Source organism: Bifidobacterium sp. LH_512, from assembly GCF_056356435.1.
In genome coordinates this window covers 84,756-99,286 of the sequence record NZ_JBKEUE010000002.1, presented here as the reverse complement: position 1 = coordinate 99,286, position 14,531 = coordinate 84,756, and the positions used below count along the sequence as shown (strand labels likewise).

Here is a 14,531-nt window from a genome sequence, read left to right as displayed (position 1 = left end):
TTCCGTGTCTGAAGTCGAAATGTCATCCGATCAGCTTGGTGCTTTCCAGCTTCTTGTCCAGCCATCGGTTGAATCCGACCAGAGGCTTGCGAAGCAGCAGGCCAAGTAGCAGCAAAGGCGGCACAAAGGCCAGCAGAACGCCGAGCTCGCGCCAATAATCGTTGTCATAGACGCCGGCGATCGCCGCGCGCATCGCATTGATCGAATGCGTGATCGGCAGCCACGGACTCAGCGCCTGCATGAAATCGGGCAGCGTCTGGGCCGGATACGAGCCGGCCGAACCGGACACCTGGAACACCAGCAGCAGCATGCCTATGGCCTTGCCCACGTTACCGAAGCTCACTACCAGCGTGTAGGCGAACAGCACATACACCAAGCCGCTGATCCACCCTGAAAGCATGAACAGGAGCGGATGCACGGCCTGCACGCCTAGGAACAACAGGCTGCCGCCGCAGCTCACTGTAGTCTGCAGCAGCGAAACCACGGCGAAGATGCCGAAGTGCCCGAGAAAAACCTGATGAGGCTTCGGCTTGTTCAACGCGGCAAGACGTCGGCGGGACATGGACGTCCGAATCGTCATGCCGATCAGCAGCGATGCCGTCCATAACGGGATGAACGTGTAATATGGCGCCATCGACGAGCCGAAATTCTCCACGGGGAATACGGCCTTGCGTTCCAATGCGATGGGTGCGGCCAATGATGCCGCTAGCGAGGTGATGTCGCCATCCAGCAGATCATGCAGCGCGCCAAGGTCGCCGTCATTCAGCGCCGAGGCCAGCTTCGTATTGAAATCATCCAGGTTTTGCCCGGCGGCGGCCAGTTGCGAGGCCGTGTCGCCAAGCGTCCTTTGAATCTGCTCGAGCCGTGTTTTCATATCGGTCGATGTTGCATTCACATCGTCGACCGCATCGTCAAGCGTGTTGATGCCGGAGCTCAACGTTGACGCGATATCGCGTATGGAATCTTCCAGCTGTGAGGCTTGCGGTCGTATCGTCTCGTTGAAGTCGGTGCGAACGGCGGCGATGCTCTGCGACGCCTGTTGCGCAAGCTGCTGCGCCTGGACCCGTTGTTCCGCGGCGTCGGCGCCGGCATCCTGTACGGTATCGGCGGCTTGGTCCAGCGTGTTCTCCAAGGTGTTCAGACGATCGATGGCACGTTGCAGCGACGTGATGGCAAGGGAATCCTGGTCGATGCCGGGAAGCGCCAGCAGCGCGTCACGGATTTTCGCGTAAGCGTCGGCCTGCATGCCGACGGCATCCGCCTGCGACCGCAACGATTGTGCGGCATCGTCGACGTTGGTCTGCGCGTCCTTGAACATGTCGTCGATGGTTGTATCGAGGGATTCGAAACTACGTCGACTGTCCTCCAACGCCGTTTTCAGCGTCGACATCGCGTCGTCGAGCGCGTCGGCCGCATCCGTGGCATCGCCATGCGCATCGTCGAGCTGCGTGGCGGCGTCCTTCGACGCCTGCGCCGTCTGCGTCAACAGCGCCGTCGATCCGTCCAATAGGGCCGCCGTCGAATCGGTCAGCGTGCCGTATGTGTCGAGCGAATCCGCGGCATCGGTCAGCCGTCCGGCGAAATCGGCGATGTTCGCATTGAATGATGCAAGCATCTGTTGCGACTGCGGGTCGGAGATTCGTTCCGAGAGCGACGAGACGATGCTGAGAGCCACGTTCATCATGGTGGAGGCGAATTCCTCGTTGACCTGCGCCGCCACTTCGTCCGCGCCTTCGTTGGTCAGATTCGGCGATATGGCGTTTTTCTTTTCATTGCGGTAATAGGTGACGCTTGCATGCTGGGCGTCGGCGGAAAAGAAGGTCATCATATCGGCGCTGAAACTTTTGGGGATGACGATCGCGGCGTAATATTCGCCGGATTTTGTGCCTTCAATGGCGTCCTCTTCGGTGGTGATCGTCCAATCGAGTTCGCTATTGGCTCGCAGTTCGTTGACGACCTGGTCGCCGATGGTCACTCTTAATGGAATCAGGTCGGATTCGTAGCCTTCGTCCACATTGGCCACGGCGAATTTGAGATTTCCCATATTGCCAAACGGATCCCAGTTGGCCGCGATATTGAACCATGCGAACAGGCTTGGGATGGCGACGAGGCCGATCAGGATGATGATGGAGACGATGTTGCCGGTGATGCGATGCAGATCATCGATGAATATGCGACGAATCGCTGTCATGCCGCATTCCTTTCGTCGTGCACGGTGGGCGTGGCGGTTGCATTGGCTACGATGTCGGCCAGATCCTGGGCCGTGTGCGGAGCATGTGCGCTGTGTGCGGCGTTTTCCTTGTCCGCTGTGCGTTCCCAAGGCACGCCGCGCCTGTGACGTTTGGCGTGCCGTCTTTTCGCGGCCTTTGCTCGCAGTTTGTCCACTTCGTTGAGCGCCAGGAACGCACGTACGGTTTCATCATCCAGATTGCCGAGGCGGATCTGCCGCGCAATGCGGTCCCGGATCAGCTCAAGCGCCATCAGGAACGCGATGATCAGCAGCACCCACACGGTCCAGGCTCCCAGTACGAATATTTTTTCGCTGTTGGTCAGTGAGAAAACAATCGCCATAACGGCGGGTATCAGGAATCCCACAATCAACGCTCCACGGCGCATGCTCGGGTACAGTCGTGTGAATCCGGCTGCGCGTTCCTCGATCAGCGAACGGTATTCATCGCGGTCCGCCAGCGCCTGCAGCGCCTGTGCGATCGAATATTCGCGCGAAGGCAGTCGTGACGGTTCACCCGTCAGCAGATCGCCTTGCTCGATCTCTCGTGCGAACAGACGATGCGTGTTCGCCATCAATGGGCGAATCAACAGTCCCAGTGCGAATGACGATATGGTGAAGCCGGCCAGATACGTCATCTCATGCAGCCACGTGTTGCCGTAAAAGCCGCCGATGGTCTCTCGCATCGCATTGATGCCGTAGGTGAACGGGAAGAACGGAGACATGTCGCGGAAGAACGACGGCATCATCTCGATCGGGTACATGCCGGTCGCGCCTGGAATCTGCACCATGATCAACACCAGGCAGAGCGCCTTGCCGATATGCAGGAACGTGGTCGACAGCGCGTATGCGATGCTCAGGTATGACAGGGATGTCAGGATTCCGGTCAGAACGAGCATGGGGGCGCTGACGGTCTGTACGCCGATGGCCAGATCGCCGATGGTCGCGACGGCGCCCTGTGCGGCGGCGATGATCGCCAGCAGCGCCCAACGGCCGAGATATCCCTGCGTGATGGTCAGGCCTTCGACGCCTTCGTCGTCGGTCTCCAATTTGATGAGCACCATAAGCATGAATGCTCCCACCCACAATGAAAGATTGGTGAACAGCGGCGCCATGCCGGAACCGTACGAATTGACCGGATACATGGTTTGCGTGTCGATGACGGTGGGGGAAAGCATGAAATCGGCGATTCGGTTGGCATCGAGCGTGCCGTCGACTCCGAACAACGTCGATAGCTGGTTCGATACGGACAGCGCGCTCAGATCGGTGGCGACTGTGTCGAGCCGGTCTCGTGTGCCGGATAATGACGTCGCGGTGCCTGACAATGCTGTTTTTGCGGTTTTTGCGGCGCCGTCAAGCTGGTCGAGCACGGTGTCGGCCTGATCCGCCAAGGTGCCCTGCGATGCGATCATGGCGGACATCGTGCTCGTGGTCGATGAAAGCCCGTTCAATGCGGTGTCGAACTGCGGCGATGCCTGTTCGTTGATGCCGTGGCGGGCGGAATCGATGGATGCCAATGATTGTTGCGTTGCGGCGGCGATCTCGTCGGCCAGCGCGGCGGTGTCTTCGGCGGTTTGCGTGAGCCCGCCGTTGAGCTGCGTCAGGTCGTCGATGACGTTTCCCATGACGTCGTTCGCCGTCTGCATGTCGTCGATGGCGCCGTCGATGGCATCGGTGACGCCGGGGTATCTTGCGGCCAGGTCGTGCAGCTGGCCGATGATGTCGCCGGCGGTGTCGTTGATACTCTGCAGATCGGCCAATGCGCCGGAGACATGTCCGTTGGCGGTGATTATAGCGCCGCTTGCGGTGCCGATGCCGGAGGACGCTTTTGCGATCGACTGCGATGCCAATGACGAGCCTGCATCCAGCGATGCCGATGCGGACAGGACGAAGGCGTTCAATCCGGTTTGGGCTGAATCGATAAGGCCGGCCGCTCCGGACAGCCCATTTGACGCATCCGTGCCGAGCCCGCGAACGTTCTGCAGCGTTTGCCGGACCTTTTGCGTGGCTGAGGGCACGCCATCCAAATCATCGTCTAGGTCGTCGATAAGGGCGATGACGTCATCGATGTCATCGGTGGCCTGCCTGACGGCGGACAACGTTTGGTGCTGCTTTTTGGACGCACTCGCGTCGATGTCGGCGTCAGCTTGGTTGAGCGCTTCCGATACCGCTTCGCTGACGGTGGAGACGAAGGTGGAGTTCACCTCGCGGTCGACGGTGGATGCCGCGGTATCGGTGACCTTTGGCGCGATCGGGCTGATCTTCTCATTCACGTAGTATTCCAGCGTCGGCCGTTCGCCGTCGCCGGCAAGCATGGCGCACAGGTCGGCGCTGAAGTGTTCCGGGATGATGATCGCCGCATAGCTCTTGCCGGAGCGTACGTCCTCCATGGCCTGGTCTTCGGTGGAGAACGTCCAGCCGATGTCGTGATTGTCGTGCAGCTGGTCTTCGATTTGGTCGCCGAGGTTCATGGCGCCCATCGGCCCGTCTTCAACGCCTTGGTCGGCGTTGGCGACTGATACGCGTACGTTTGCAGTGTTGCCGTACGGGTTCCAAAAGCCGAGGATGTTCACCCACGCGTAGAACGAGGGCAGGATCATCAATGCGATGATGATGACCCAGGAAACGGGGACTTTCAGTAGTCGCAGAATGTCTCGGCGTAGAACTTTTCGCACATTGCCCATTGGTTCCTCGATTGCGTTCGGCAGTGTCGGTGTGTTTTGTCTCGGTTATGGGGGGCGGGACGGTGTTCGACGGGGCGTGCGGCGGCGAGATGCCGGCACGGCGTCGATATCCGTTTGCCCCGTCGGCGTCGTGTATCCTCCAGCGTAATACCGCCGCGCGGACAAGTTTTTGTCACGTTGTCAATATTGCGCGGAGGGCGCAGACGCCGCGCATGTGCCCTGCACGTTACTGATACTGTGGAACCAGCATGATGCGATGCGCGCATTCATGACCGGGACGAAGGGGGGCCGCTATGGCCGAATCAGTCGACAGCATTCCGAATCAGCGCAGATTCCCTCTGATTGCGCGAATCTATGGCGCTTTGATTCTGATCGACGGCGTCGTGACGTTGGCGACGTCGGCATGGAGTGGCATACAGGGATTCCTGGCATTCACGGAAGGACGTTTGGGTGGCGGCACGTTCGGGCTGACCGCCGTGCTCGTCGCGTTGCAGGCCGTCGTGTATTTCCTGAACGCGGCATATCTGATCGTGTTCGGTGTGGCGCTGATTCGTAGCCAGCGCCGTGACGCCGCACGATGGGCGTATCGTCTGATTCCGCTCACCGTTGCGGCCGGTATGCTGTCGCTCGCATTGAGCGGGTTGGGTGTGAATCTGCTCGAACCGCTGATTCAGCTGGCAATCGTCATCGCACTGTCCATCACTGCGGATCCGGCGTTGGCGCAGGAGCGCGCGTTACATCGCTCGCTGCAACGCATGGATGCCCGCGACGATTACGAAGCCGCGCTGTCCAAAGGCATGGCCGGTCGTGATATGAGCGGCAAAGGCTATATTCAACTGGACTTTTTCAACGTGTTCTGGCTGTTCGTGGTCGGCTGCGTATTCGGCCTCGTTATCGAAACCATCTATCACTTCATTGTGTACGGAGAATATCAGGATCGCGCAGGCCTGCTGTGGGGGCCGTTCTCGCCGATCTACGGTTGCGGCGCGGTTATTCTGACCGCATGCCTGAACCGTCTGTGGCGCTCGCATTGGCTGCTGATTTTCTGCGCCAGCGCGGTGATCGGCGGTTCTTTCGAATATTTCACCAGCTGGTTCATGGAGGTCGCGTTTGGCATCACCGCATGGGATTACACCGGCCAATGGCTGTCCATCGACGGGCGTACTTCCGGAAAATACATGTTCTTCTGGGGGCTGCTCGGCTTGGTGTGGATTAAAGTGCTGCTGCCGTGGCTGCTGCGTCTGATTCAGTGCATTCCTTGGAAGATTCGCTATTCGTTGACCGCGGTGTGCTTGGTTCTGATGGTGATCGATGTCGCGATGACGCTGATGGCGTTGGACGCTTGGTATGCGCGTATGGCCGGCATTGATACGGATTCGCCGGCCGTGCAATTCTTCAGTGCGCATTTCGGCGACGACTACATGGCGAACCGTTTCCAGACGATGTCTCTGGACCCAGGCAAAGCCGGACGTATATAGCTTTCGTTTTGCCGCATTCCACCTTTCTCCCCGCCCAAAACCGTTAAAAACCCCCATGGTTTTAACGGTTTGAGAGGCTGGCAGTGGAGGCGAATGTTAGGAAACCGTTAGGAATTCGTCTGCGGACGTATGTGTTTCGTTAAACCGCCGACCCGCCACGGCTCCGCGCCATATCATCAAGATGCTTATTGGAATCGGTCCTGCGTAGACTACGCAAAGCCGCCGCCTGTTAAGAGGCAAGCCTTGCGTGACTTGCACGCGTTGCATGCGTGACGGCGCAACCGCAGCCGGAGCGGGGCCATGCATCTGATGTTTGGAGAAGAGCAACATGCCTTGGTGGGCTGATGTCGCCTACGTCGTAGGTGTCGTGGTGCTGTTCGTCGTCTTCGATCTGATCGCCAAAGCGGTGGATCGGCTATGATGACCGTTTTTTATGTGATCGGCGTTTTATTGGGCATCGCCGGGGCCGTATACATGGGATTTGCGCTCTGTCGGCCGGAGCGGTTCTGAGACTGGAATCGTAAGGATTCGAAATGGTATTTTGCTATGCGATTTTGGCGTTCGTGCTGATCGCCCTGATCCTGGCCGCCATCTACAGGCCGCTGGGAGACTACATGTACGATGTGTGCGCATCCGACAAGGACACGAAGGCCGAACGGTGGATGTACCGCATCATCGGCGTGGACTCCGCAAAGGGACAGTCGTGGAAGGCGTATTTCCGAGGCGTGCTCGGGTTCTCCCTGATGAGCCTGCTGGTGCTGTACCTGTTGCAGCGCGTGCAGTCCCGGCTGCCGTACTCGTTGGGATTCGACGATGTGCCTGCTTCATTGGCGTTCAACACGGCGGCCTCCTTCGTCACCAACACGAACTGGCAGGGCGTATTCGCATCGGACCGCACTGGTCGAAACAGCGAAATTCACCGCAGAAACGCGCATGTCCGGCTTGGATTTGCCCAACGGTGACCGTATTCGCAGGGGCCTCCGCAGCGGTGGAGGCCTGGATTGAGCATGAGGGCAGCACAATGAGCGTTGAGGTGCACGACGCCCTGCAGGACCGCGTGGAGTCCATCTCCGCGCAAGGCGCGTGTGCGTCCGACGTCGACGGAATGGAAGATCCTGGAAATACTGGTGTGTAATGCCGGCAGGTTGGTGACCAGGAAGGATCTGTTGACCGGCATCTGGGAATCTGAGCATGTGAACGATTCCGGTTATCTTCGCCTGTACATATCGCAGCTGCGCAAGAAGATAGAGGACGATCCGTCGCGTCCAAAGTACCTGAAGACCGAGCAGGGGATGGGATGCCGTTTGGATTTGCCGTCGGCCGGCAAATAGGCAAGGCCGTTCAGGCCGCGAGATTCTGCGCCAGCTGGCGGATCTTGTCCGGTCGGTGTCCGCTCCACGACGAGTTCGGGGAGATGACGACCGGAATCTGTGTGAAGCCAGCGTCCCTGATCTGCTCGAACGTGGACGGGTTCTGGGTCAGATCGATGGCGACGTATCGCACGCCTAGGCGGGTGAGCTCCTGTTCGGTGGCTTCGCACTGCGGGTTGTTGGGATTTGTGAAGACCGTGACCGTCATCGGGCATCCTCCTTAAAGCGCGTAGTCAATATGCCGTTGTCAAACCGCCAGTGGCGTGCGCCGGCGAAGCCGGACGCTTCCTCTAGTGTACCCACTGCCTATAGTGGTGTGTTGTGGGCGAATTCACTAGATATAGTGTTCAACACGCCTGAAAATACAGGTGATTCGAACGCATGTTCGACTATTGTATCATCTTGTTGTATGTGTATTTTGTGATGTAGATCACATTTTGGCGTGTTATGTGCAGAAGAACCGTAGCAGATCGTTGCGTGCCAAACATCGTTGTTGCGTGGCCGCTGCGTCTGATTGTGTCTGTCCATATGTTTCGATCCTGCTTTGGAAAAGAATAGAGGCCTCTGGAATTGCGGAATCCCAGAGGCCTCGACCCTTTATTATTGGTGCCCCCCGTGGGATTCGAACCCACAACCCACGACTTAAAAGGACGCTGCTCTAACCGTTGAGCTAGAGGGGCAACAAATGCATACTATACAACCGAAAGCAAATGATTGGCAAGCCGAAAGACCAAGTGATGAACGGCGTGTCGCCGAAGACAAGCTGAATCGACTCCGTGGAGTGCCAGTATCGTATCGTTTGCCCGCCGAATCGCCTCGTCGTATTGAACCCGAACAATCCTTGTTCTACAGTGGGGCATCATGTCATGCACCACAATTCTTGTAGGAAAATCAGCCAGTTATGACGGCTCCACCATCATCGCCCGTGACGATGATTCCGGTTCCGGCCGTTATGATCCGAAGCGATTTATCACCGTCAAGCCGGAAGACCAGCCGCGTCACTATCGCAGCGTTTTGAGCCACGTCGAAATCGAACTCCCCGACGATCCCTACCGCTACACCATCGCGCCGAATGTGCTCGACAACCGCGGCGTTCTCGCCGAAGCGGGCGTCAACGAGCACAACGTCGCCATGAGCGCCACCGAAACCATCGCAGTCAACGAGCGCGTGCTTGCCGCGGACCCCTTCGTTGAATACAAGCCGGCGCAAGGCGAGCCGGGAAGCGCAGAGTACACAGAAGGACAGGCTGGCGGCATCGGTGAGGAAGACATCATCACCCTCGTGCTGCCGTACGTCGTCACCGCACGCGAAGGCGTTGTCCGATTCGGCGAACTGCTGGAAGAATACGGCACGTATGAGGCGAACGGCGTCATCTTCTCCGACTCCGACGAAATCTGGTATGTCGAAACGCTTGGCGGCCACCATTGGATGGCCCGCCGTGTGCCGGACGACTGCTATGCAACCATTCCGAATCAGCTCGGCATCGACCGTTTCGATTTTGCCGACGCGTTCGGTGAACAGCACGAATACATGTGCAGCGCCGATCTACGCGAATTTATCGACAAACATCATCTGGACCGTACCATGCCGGCAGCCGAAGGCGGCGACTTCGATACGTCCATCATCAATCCGCGTATCATCTTCGGCACCAGCACGACCAAAGACCATATCTACAACACGCCTCGCGCATGGTATATGCAGCGCTATCTGAACCCCAGCGAAGACTGGGATTCGCCGGACGCTCGTTACACGCCGACCTCCGACGATATTCCGTGGTGTCGCCGCCCGGAAAACAAAATCACCATCGAAGACGTCGACTTCCTAATGGCCTCGCATTTCGAAGGCACCCCGTACGACCCGTACGGCACGCTCGGAACGCCGGAAAGCCGCCACCGTTACCGTCCGATCGGCATCAACCGCACCGGCCACATGATCGCCATGCAGATTCGCCCGTACATGCCGGCCAGCCATAGCGCCATCATGTGGGTATCATTCGGTTCCGGCCCGTTCACCTCGGTCGCTCCGTTCTACGCGAACGTTACCGATACGCCGCCCTATCTGCGCGACACTACGCCGGAAGTCTCCACGGATTCGCTGTATTGGACGAACCGTTTGATTGCCGCACTCGCTGACTCGCACTGGTATGAGACGACGAACATCATCGAACAGTATGCGGAGGAAGTGCGCGTGTACGGCCACCGTTTGGTTGCGCGTACGGACGAAGAACTGGATCATGGCGCGGTAAATGATGCGGATCATCGTGATCGTTCGGCCGCGCACACGGATGGAGAGGCGGAGGCCCCTGAGGTTTCTGCCGAAGAGTCCGTCGCTGAGCTCGTCGCCGCAGATGCCGCTGCGGTCTGCGCGGTCCTCGAAACCGCTAATCAGGAAATGGGCGAATTTCTGCGCAAGCGCACTACGAAGCTGCTCGGGGATGTGCTGTACACCACCAGTAATCTCATGCACAACTCCTTTGCCATGTCCGATCGTTGGGTGTGAGCTGAAGGTTGTGCCGCAGTGCTGTGTCGAAGTGCGGCATCGGGGCATGGGCCGAAGTCGCAAACCGAATGGCGCAGGTCTCTGGTCGGGCTATTGGACAGCGGATGAACAAAGGGTGCATGGTTGGCGCCAATTGCCGAATGTGTCAAGCATGTGGTTCTAACCGTGCCGACTTTATTTTCGGTGGGTGCTTTTTCTCTTCAGTGGGTGCCCAAACTGACGTATTTGAGGGTTTATTCGGCCAAAATAGCGTTTTTGAGCACCCACTGAAGAGAAAAAGCACCCACCGAATTCAAACCACGTCGGGAATATGATTCCAAATGAGCCCGGAAACGGCGCTTGCGGGAACGGCGCATTCCGGAATGCTTACGCAGCACTTCGGAATGCACCCATGTCCGTACGATGCGGCGTCGTCGAACTTGTGGAACGCTTCCGGAATACTCCGAACACGCCTGAAATGCTTAAGACGTCAGGCTTTAGTTGAATCCCACTACGTGTTCGGCGACGCGGTAGCCCCAGCGGATGATGGCGCGCCCAGCCGAACCGCGCAGATTCAGCGCGCGCGAAATCAGCTTGCGGCGTACATCGCGCCCGATGGCCGGCGAATAAGCGGCAATGTCGCGCCACAGCTGATCCTTGATCTTGTAATTTTCGGGCTTGCCCGAAAGAATCAGGAACACTGATGTCACGGAGCTTTCAATGGCCAGGAAGTGGATCATATAACGGTAGAGTCCGTCTGGCACGGTGCCGTGTTCCGGCGTGGCTTCCACCATGCGGCGGTTCACGAGTCGCAGCTGATCTACGCGGCGAATCATCACGTCGGTCTGCACGCTTTGCCCATCGCGACCGATGAAATAGTGGTAGAACGGCACGTTCAAATATTTAATAGTCTTCACCCATGGGAACGGGTGATACGAGTAAATGAAATCAACATAGAATGTGTGCTCGGGCAGTTGCATGCCGGAAACGCGCACCACTTCAGTGCGGAAGGTCAGCGCATGCATGATCATGTATTGTGCCACGCTGAAATGTCCCAAATCATCCCAGCCGAGCACGCAATCCGGCTTGATTACATTCTTGAAATTGACGATATGCTTGCGGCGCTTGCCGACTTTGTCGTATACGTAATCGGTGACAAGTAGATCCAGCGGCTCGTCCTCATTCATTTGCGGACGCAGCGTGGCAAGCACCTGCTCCAATGCGGCCGGTCCGACCCAGTCGTCGGCGTCAACGACTTTGACGTACATGCCGGAAGCCGTTGCGACACCGGTGTTTACCGCGCCGCCGTGGCCCTTGTTTTCTTGATGAATGGCCTTGACGACGCCCGGCCATCGCCGTTCGAAAGACTGAGCCAAAGCGAGTGTGCTGTCAGAGGAGCCGTCGTCGACGATCAGCACTTCAATATCGTCGATTCTGCGCGCGGAAACCAGCGATGTGACGCAGCGCTCTAGGTATGTTTCCATGTTGTATGCGGGCACCACGAAGGTGAGCGTTTTGTTTTGCGCCATAATCTTCCTTGGTTAGCGGCCTTTGGCCCTTGCTGTCTCGTTCTTTCTGATACCAAACGTAGCACTTTGGCGGCACGCAATCGAGAGCGGTGACATGATTCGTTCGCCTGAAATCATGATTTGCGCCCTGACTTATCCCTTAGGGGTGCTGAGAGACCGCCTTTCTGCTCGTTTACTTTGGCGCTGTTTTCGCTGCCGTTGGCGAGGTGTTCGTCTGAGGCATTGCCATTGCCGTCGTTGTCGATGTGATTGTTGTCACTGTTGTCGGCGGCGTCATTGCGAGCGGCTTCACGTTTTGCTTTCGCGCTTTCGAAACGCAATGCCGGTTTGGATTCAAGCCTTGAAAGCCCGTGCCACGCGAGATTGACGATATGCGCGGCGAGCTGTTCTTTGCTGATTTTGCGTTGATCGGCCCAATATTGGCCGGTGAATACGGTCATGCCGACCAGCATTTGCGCGTAATACGGTACGCCTTTTGATGGCAGGTGCTGGCGTTTGAAGGATTCGGCGAGGATTTCCTCAACGCGAATGCTGACGTCGCCGAGCAGTGAACTGAATGATCCGGACGGGTCGGTGCTGGGGGAGTCGCGTACGAGGACTTGGAATCCTTCGGCGTTCTCTTCAATATAAGTGAGCAGTGCGAGTGCGGTGCGTTCCACGATTTGACGCGGATGCGCTTGCGGATCGGACAATGCTTCGGTGAGCACGCCGGTAAGCGCCTGCATTTCGCGATCGACGATGACTGCATACAGGCCTTCTTTGCCGCCGAAATGTTCGTAGACGATTGGCTTGGAGACTTTGGCGGTTGCGGCGATTTCTTCGACGCTGACGGCTTCAAAGCCTTTGGTGGCGAACAGGGATCGGCCGACGTGGATGAGTTGTTCGCGGCGTTGATATGAAGTCATTCTGGAGGTGTTGGCCATATATTCAGTGTTTCATGCCCTCCGGATGAGCGGCGCCGTCGTTTTATAGTGGGGGAGTTGTGGCGGAATTGCAGGATTGATCGCACCGTCTGTCCTTTGAAAACCATAGTCTTTAAAATTATGGATCCGAATTTGATTATTGGCATTGTGGCCGTTGTCGTGATTGTGGCGATTGTGGCGATCGCGTTGGCTGTCCGTGCTTCAAAAAATAAGAAGAATGATGCTGCGATTGCTGAGTCGGCGCTGGCTGCGAACTCAGCGCGGGCTGAGTTGACACAGGCTAAGTCGACGCCAATGACGTCTGCTGTTGCCGAGACGTCGATTGAAAGTGTTAACGCGTCTGCTGCCTCAAAGTCTGAAGAGGAATCTGAAGAAGAGTCCGAAACTGGGCCTGAGCAGGTTCCTGCTGTGGAGGCGGCAGAAGAACCTGCTCAGGAATCCGGGGTCGAGTCTGAATCTGTGTCGGGGCAGGCCCCGGCCGATGAGATTGTGACAGTACTGGAAAACGAGTCTGAACCAGCACCTGAATCTGAACCGGAGCTCGCAGTCGAATCCGAGTCCGAGCCCGCTCCTGAACCGGCTTCAGTTTCTGAACCTGAGACCGAGCCGGAACCCGAGCCGGTTCCCGCCCCGGCAATACCTGCAGCTCCAGCCGCTCCGACGGTCGAAGCTCCGGAACCCGCCCTTTCCCGCATCCAGCGTCTGAAGGCCAAGCTGGCGAATTCTTCTAACCCGTTCGGCAAGGCTCTGTTCAGTATTTTGACCAAAGACAATCTGTCCGAGGCTGACTGGGAGGATGTTGAAGATACGCTGCTGCTCGCCGATGTCGGTGCGGAAGCCGCTGAACAGCTGGTCGACGGGCTGCGTAAGGACGCCCGTATCACTGGCAAGGCCGACGCCAACGAAGTCCGCGAAGCTCTGCGTGCGAAGCTGCTTGACCTTGTCGGTACTGATATGGACCGCCGTTTGAACGCCTCCAAGGAAGGCGCTGCCAAGCCGAGTGTCATTATTATGGTTGGCGTCAACGGCACTGGCAAGACCACGACGGCCGGCAAGTTGGCCCGCCTGTTCGTCGCCGATCATAAGAGCGTGCTGCTGGGTGCCGCCGACACTTTCCGTGCCGCGGCTGCCGATCAGCTGCAGACGTGGGGTGCCAAGGTCGGTGTCGACGTTGTACGCTCTGACAAGGATGGCGCAGATCCGGCGTCCGTCGCATTCGAGGCGACCGCCAAGGCCAAGGATGACGATGTTGACGTGCTGATTATCGATACGGCCGGCCGTTTGCAGAACAAGTCCAATCTGATGGATGAGCTGGGCAAGATCCGTCGTGTGGCCGAGAAGAATCTGCCGGTCGGCGAAGTGCTGTTGGTGTTGGACGCCACAACCGGCCAGAACGGTATGACGCAGGCGAAGGTCTTCGCTGAGGCGATTGGCATCACCGGTGTTGTACTGACGAAGCTGGACGGTTCCGCCAAGGGCGGCATTGTGATTTCGGTGCAGAAGGAGCTGGGCGTTCCTGTCAAGCTGGTTGGCTTGGGTGAGGGCCCGGATGATTTGGCGCCGTTCGATCCGGAAGGTTTTGTTGACGGTATCCTCGCCTGATGCACGTTTCGCCTGATTGGTGAATCGTTGTATTAATGTTCGGGCCTGCATAGGATCCATGCGATTGTGTGCAGGCCTTTACCGTTGCAGTAGTGCAGATGATTTTCGCAGGATTCATGTCCGTTATGTTGCCTGCGGATTACATGTTCATCCGGTTTTACATTGACGTAACCGCTTGTAACGTGAAGAAAATTATTGAGGCGTTGTATAGCAGCCATCCCGCACAGTTGCCGCGTGAAT

Annotated in this window: 10 protein-coding genes and 1 tRNA gene; 5 read left to right on the top strand and 6 right to left on the bottom strand. The window is 57.7% G+C overall.

Going from position 1 to position 14,531, the window contains the following annotated elements; translation table 11 throughout:
- Nucleotides 1-22: 22 nt before the first annotated feature.
- Together AC1AWD_RS06275 and AC1AWD_RS06270 are read right to left on the bottom strand one after the other, a co-directional pair.
- Nucleotides 23-2,191 (bottom strand): YhgE/Pip domain-containing protein, encoded by a 2,169-nt coding sequence (locus AC1AWD_RS06275; protein ID WP_476564783.1) that lies wholly within the window; start codon nucleotides 2,189-2,191, stop codon nucleotides 23-25.
- Complete coding sequence (locus AC1AWD_RS06270) at nucleotides 2,188-4,911, bottom strand: YhgE/Pip family protein (RefSeq protein WP_476564781.1); 2,724 nt, start codon at nucleotides 4,909-4,911, stop codon at nucleotides 2,188-2,190. The genes AC1AWD_RS06275 and AC1AWD_RS06270 overlap by 4 nt, the downstream gene beginning before the upstream one ends.
- A 293-nt stretch (nucleotides 4,912-5,204) precedes the next feature.
- On the opposite strand from AC1AWD_RS06270, the gene AC1AWD_RS06265 reads away from it, so the two are divergent.
- From AC1AWD_RS06265 to AC1AWD_RS06255, 3 genes are all read left to right on the top strand, one after another.
- Nucleotides 5,205-6,389 carry a putative ABC transporter permease gene (locus AC1AWD_RS06265; protein WP_476564779.1) on the top strand — a complete coding sequence of 395 codons (1,185 nt, stop codon included), beginning with the start codon at nucleotides 5,205-5,207 and terminating at the stop codon, nucleotides 6,387-6,389.
- A 533-nt stretch (nucleotides 6,390-6,922) separates the two neighbouring features.
- A complete protein-coding gene (locus AC1AWD_RS06260; protein WP_476564777.1) occupies nucleotides 6,923-7,351 on the top strand; it encodes a potassium-transporting ATPase subunit KdpA in 429 nt (142 codons plus the stop codon).
- A 123-nt stretch (nucleotides 7,352-7,474) separates the two neighbouring features.
- Complete coding sequence (locus AC1AWD_RS06255; RefSeq protein ID WP_476564775.1) at nucleotides 7,475-7,720, top strand: winged helix-turn-helix domain-containing protein; 246 nt, start codon at nucleotides 7,475-7,477, stop codon at nucleotides 7,718-7,720.
- A 10-nt stretch (nucleotides 7,721-7,730) separates the two neighbouring features.
- On the opposite strand, the gene AC1AWD_RS06250 is transcribed toward AC1AWD_RS06255, so the two are convergent.
- Nucleotides 7,731-7,967 carry a glutaredoxin family protein gene (locus tag AC1AWD_RS06250; RefSeq protein WP_476564773.1) on the bottom strand — a complete coding sequence of 79 codons (237 nt, stop codon included), beginning with the start codon at nucleotides 7,965-7,967 and terminating at the stop codon, nucleotides 7,731-7,733.
- Between the two features lie 396 nt (nucleotides 7,968-8,363).
- Nucleotides 8,364-8,439 (bottom strand) — tRNA-Lys (locus tag AC1AWD_RS06245).
- 181 nt (nucleotides 8,440-8,620) lie between these two features.
- Here AC1AWD_RS06245 and AC1AWD_RS06240 point away from each other — a divergent pair.
- Nucleotides 8,621-10,258: a C69 family dipeptidase gene (locus AC1AWD_RS06240; protein ID WP_476564771.1), complete on the top strand. Its 1,638-nt coding sequence runs from the start codon at nucleotides 8,621-8,623 to the stop codon at nucleotides 10,256-10,258.
- Between the two features lie 476 nt (nucleotides 10,259-10,734).
- Here the strand turns inward: AC1AWD_RS06240 and AC1AWD_RS06235 are convergent, their stop codons facing one another.
- Together AC1AWD_RS06235 and AC1AWD_RS06230 are read right to left on the bottom strand one after the other, a co-directional pair.
- A complete protein-coding gene (locus AC1AWD_RS06235; RefSeq protein ID WP_476564769.1) occupies nucleotides 10,735-11,766 on the bottom strand; it encodes a glycosyltransferase family 2 protein in 1,032 nt (343 codons plus the stop codon).
- A gap of 113 nt (nucleotides 11,767-11,879) precedes the next feature.
- A complete protein-coding gene (locus tag AC1AWD_RS06230) occupies nucleotides 11,880-12,671 on the bottom strand; it encodes a TetR/AcrR family transcriptional regulator (protein WP_476564767.1) in 792 nt (263 codons plus the stop codon).
- Nucleotides 12,672-12,983: 312 nt separating this feature from the next.
- Here AC1AWD_RS06230 and ftsY point away from each other — a divergent pair, with 312 nt between their 5' ends.
- Nucleotides 12,984-14,291 carry a signal recognition particle-docking protein FtsY gene (gene ftsY / locus AC1AWD_RS06225; RefSeq protein ID WP_476564984.1) on the top strand — a complete coding sequence of 436 codons (1,308 nt, stop codon included), beginning with the start codon at nucleotides 12,984-12,986 and terminating at the stop codon, nucleotides 14,289-14,291.
- Nucleotides 14,292-14,531 lie beyond the last annotated feature (240 nt).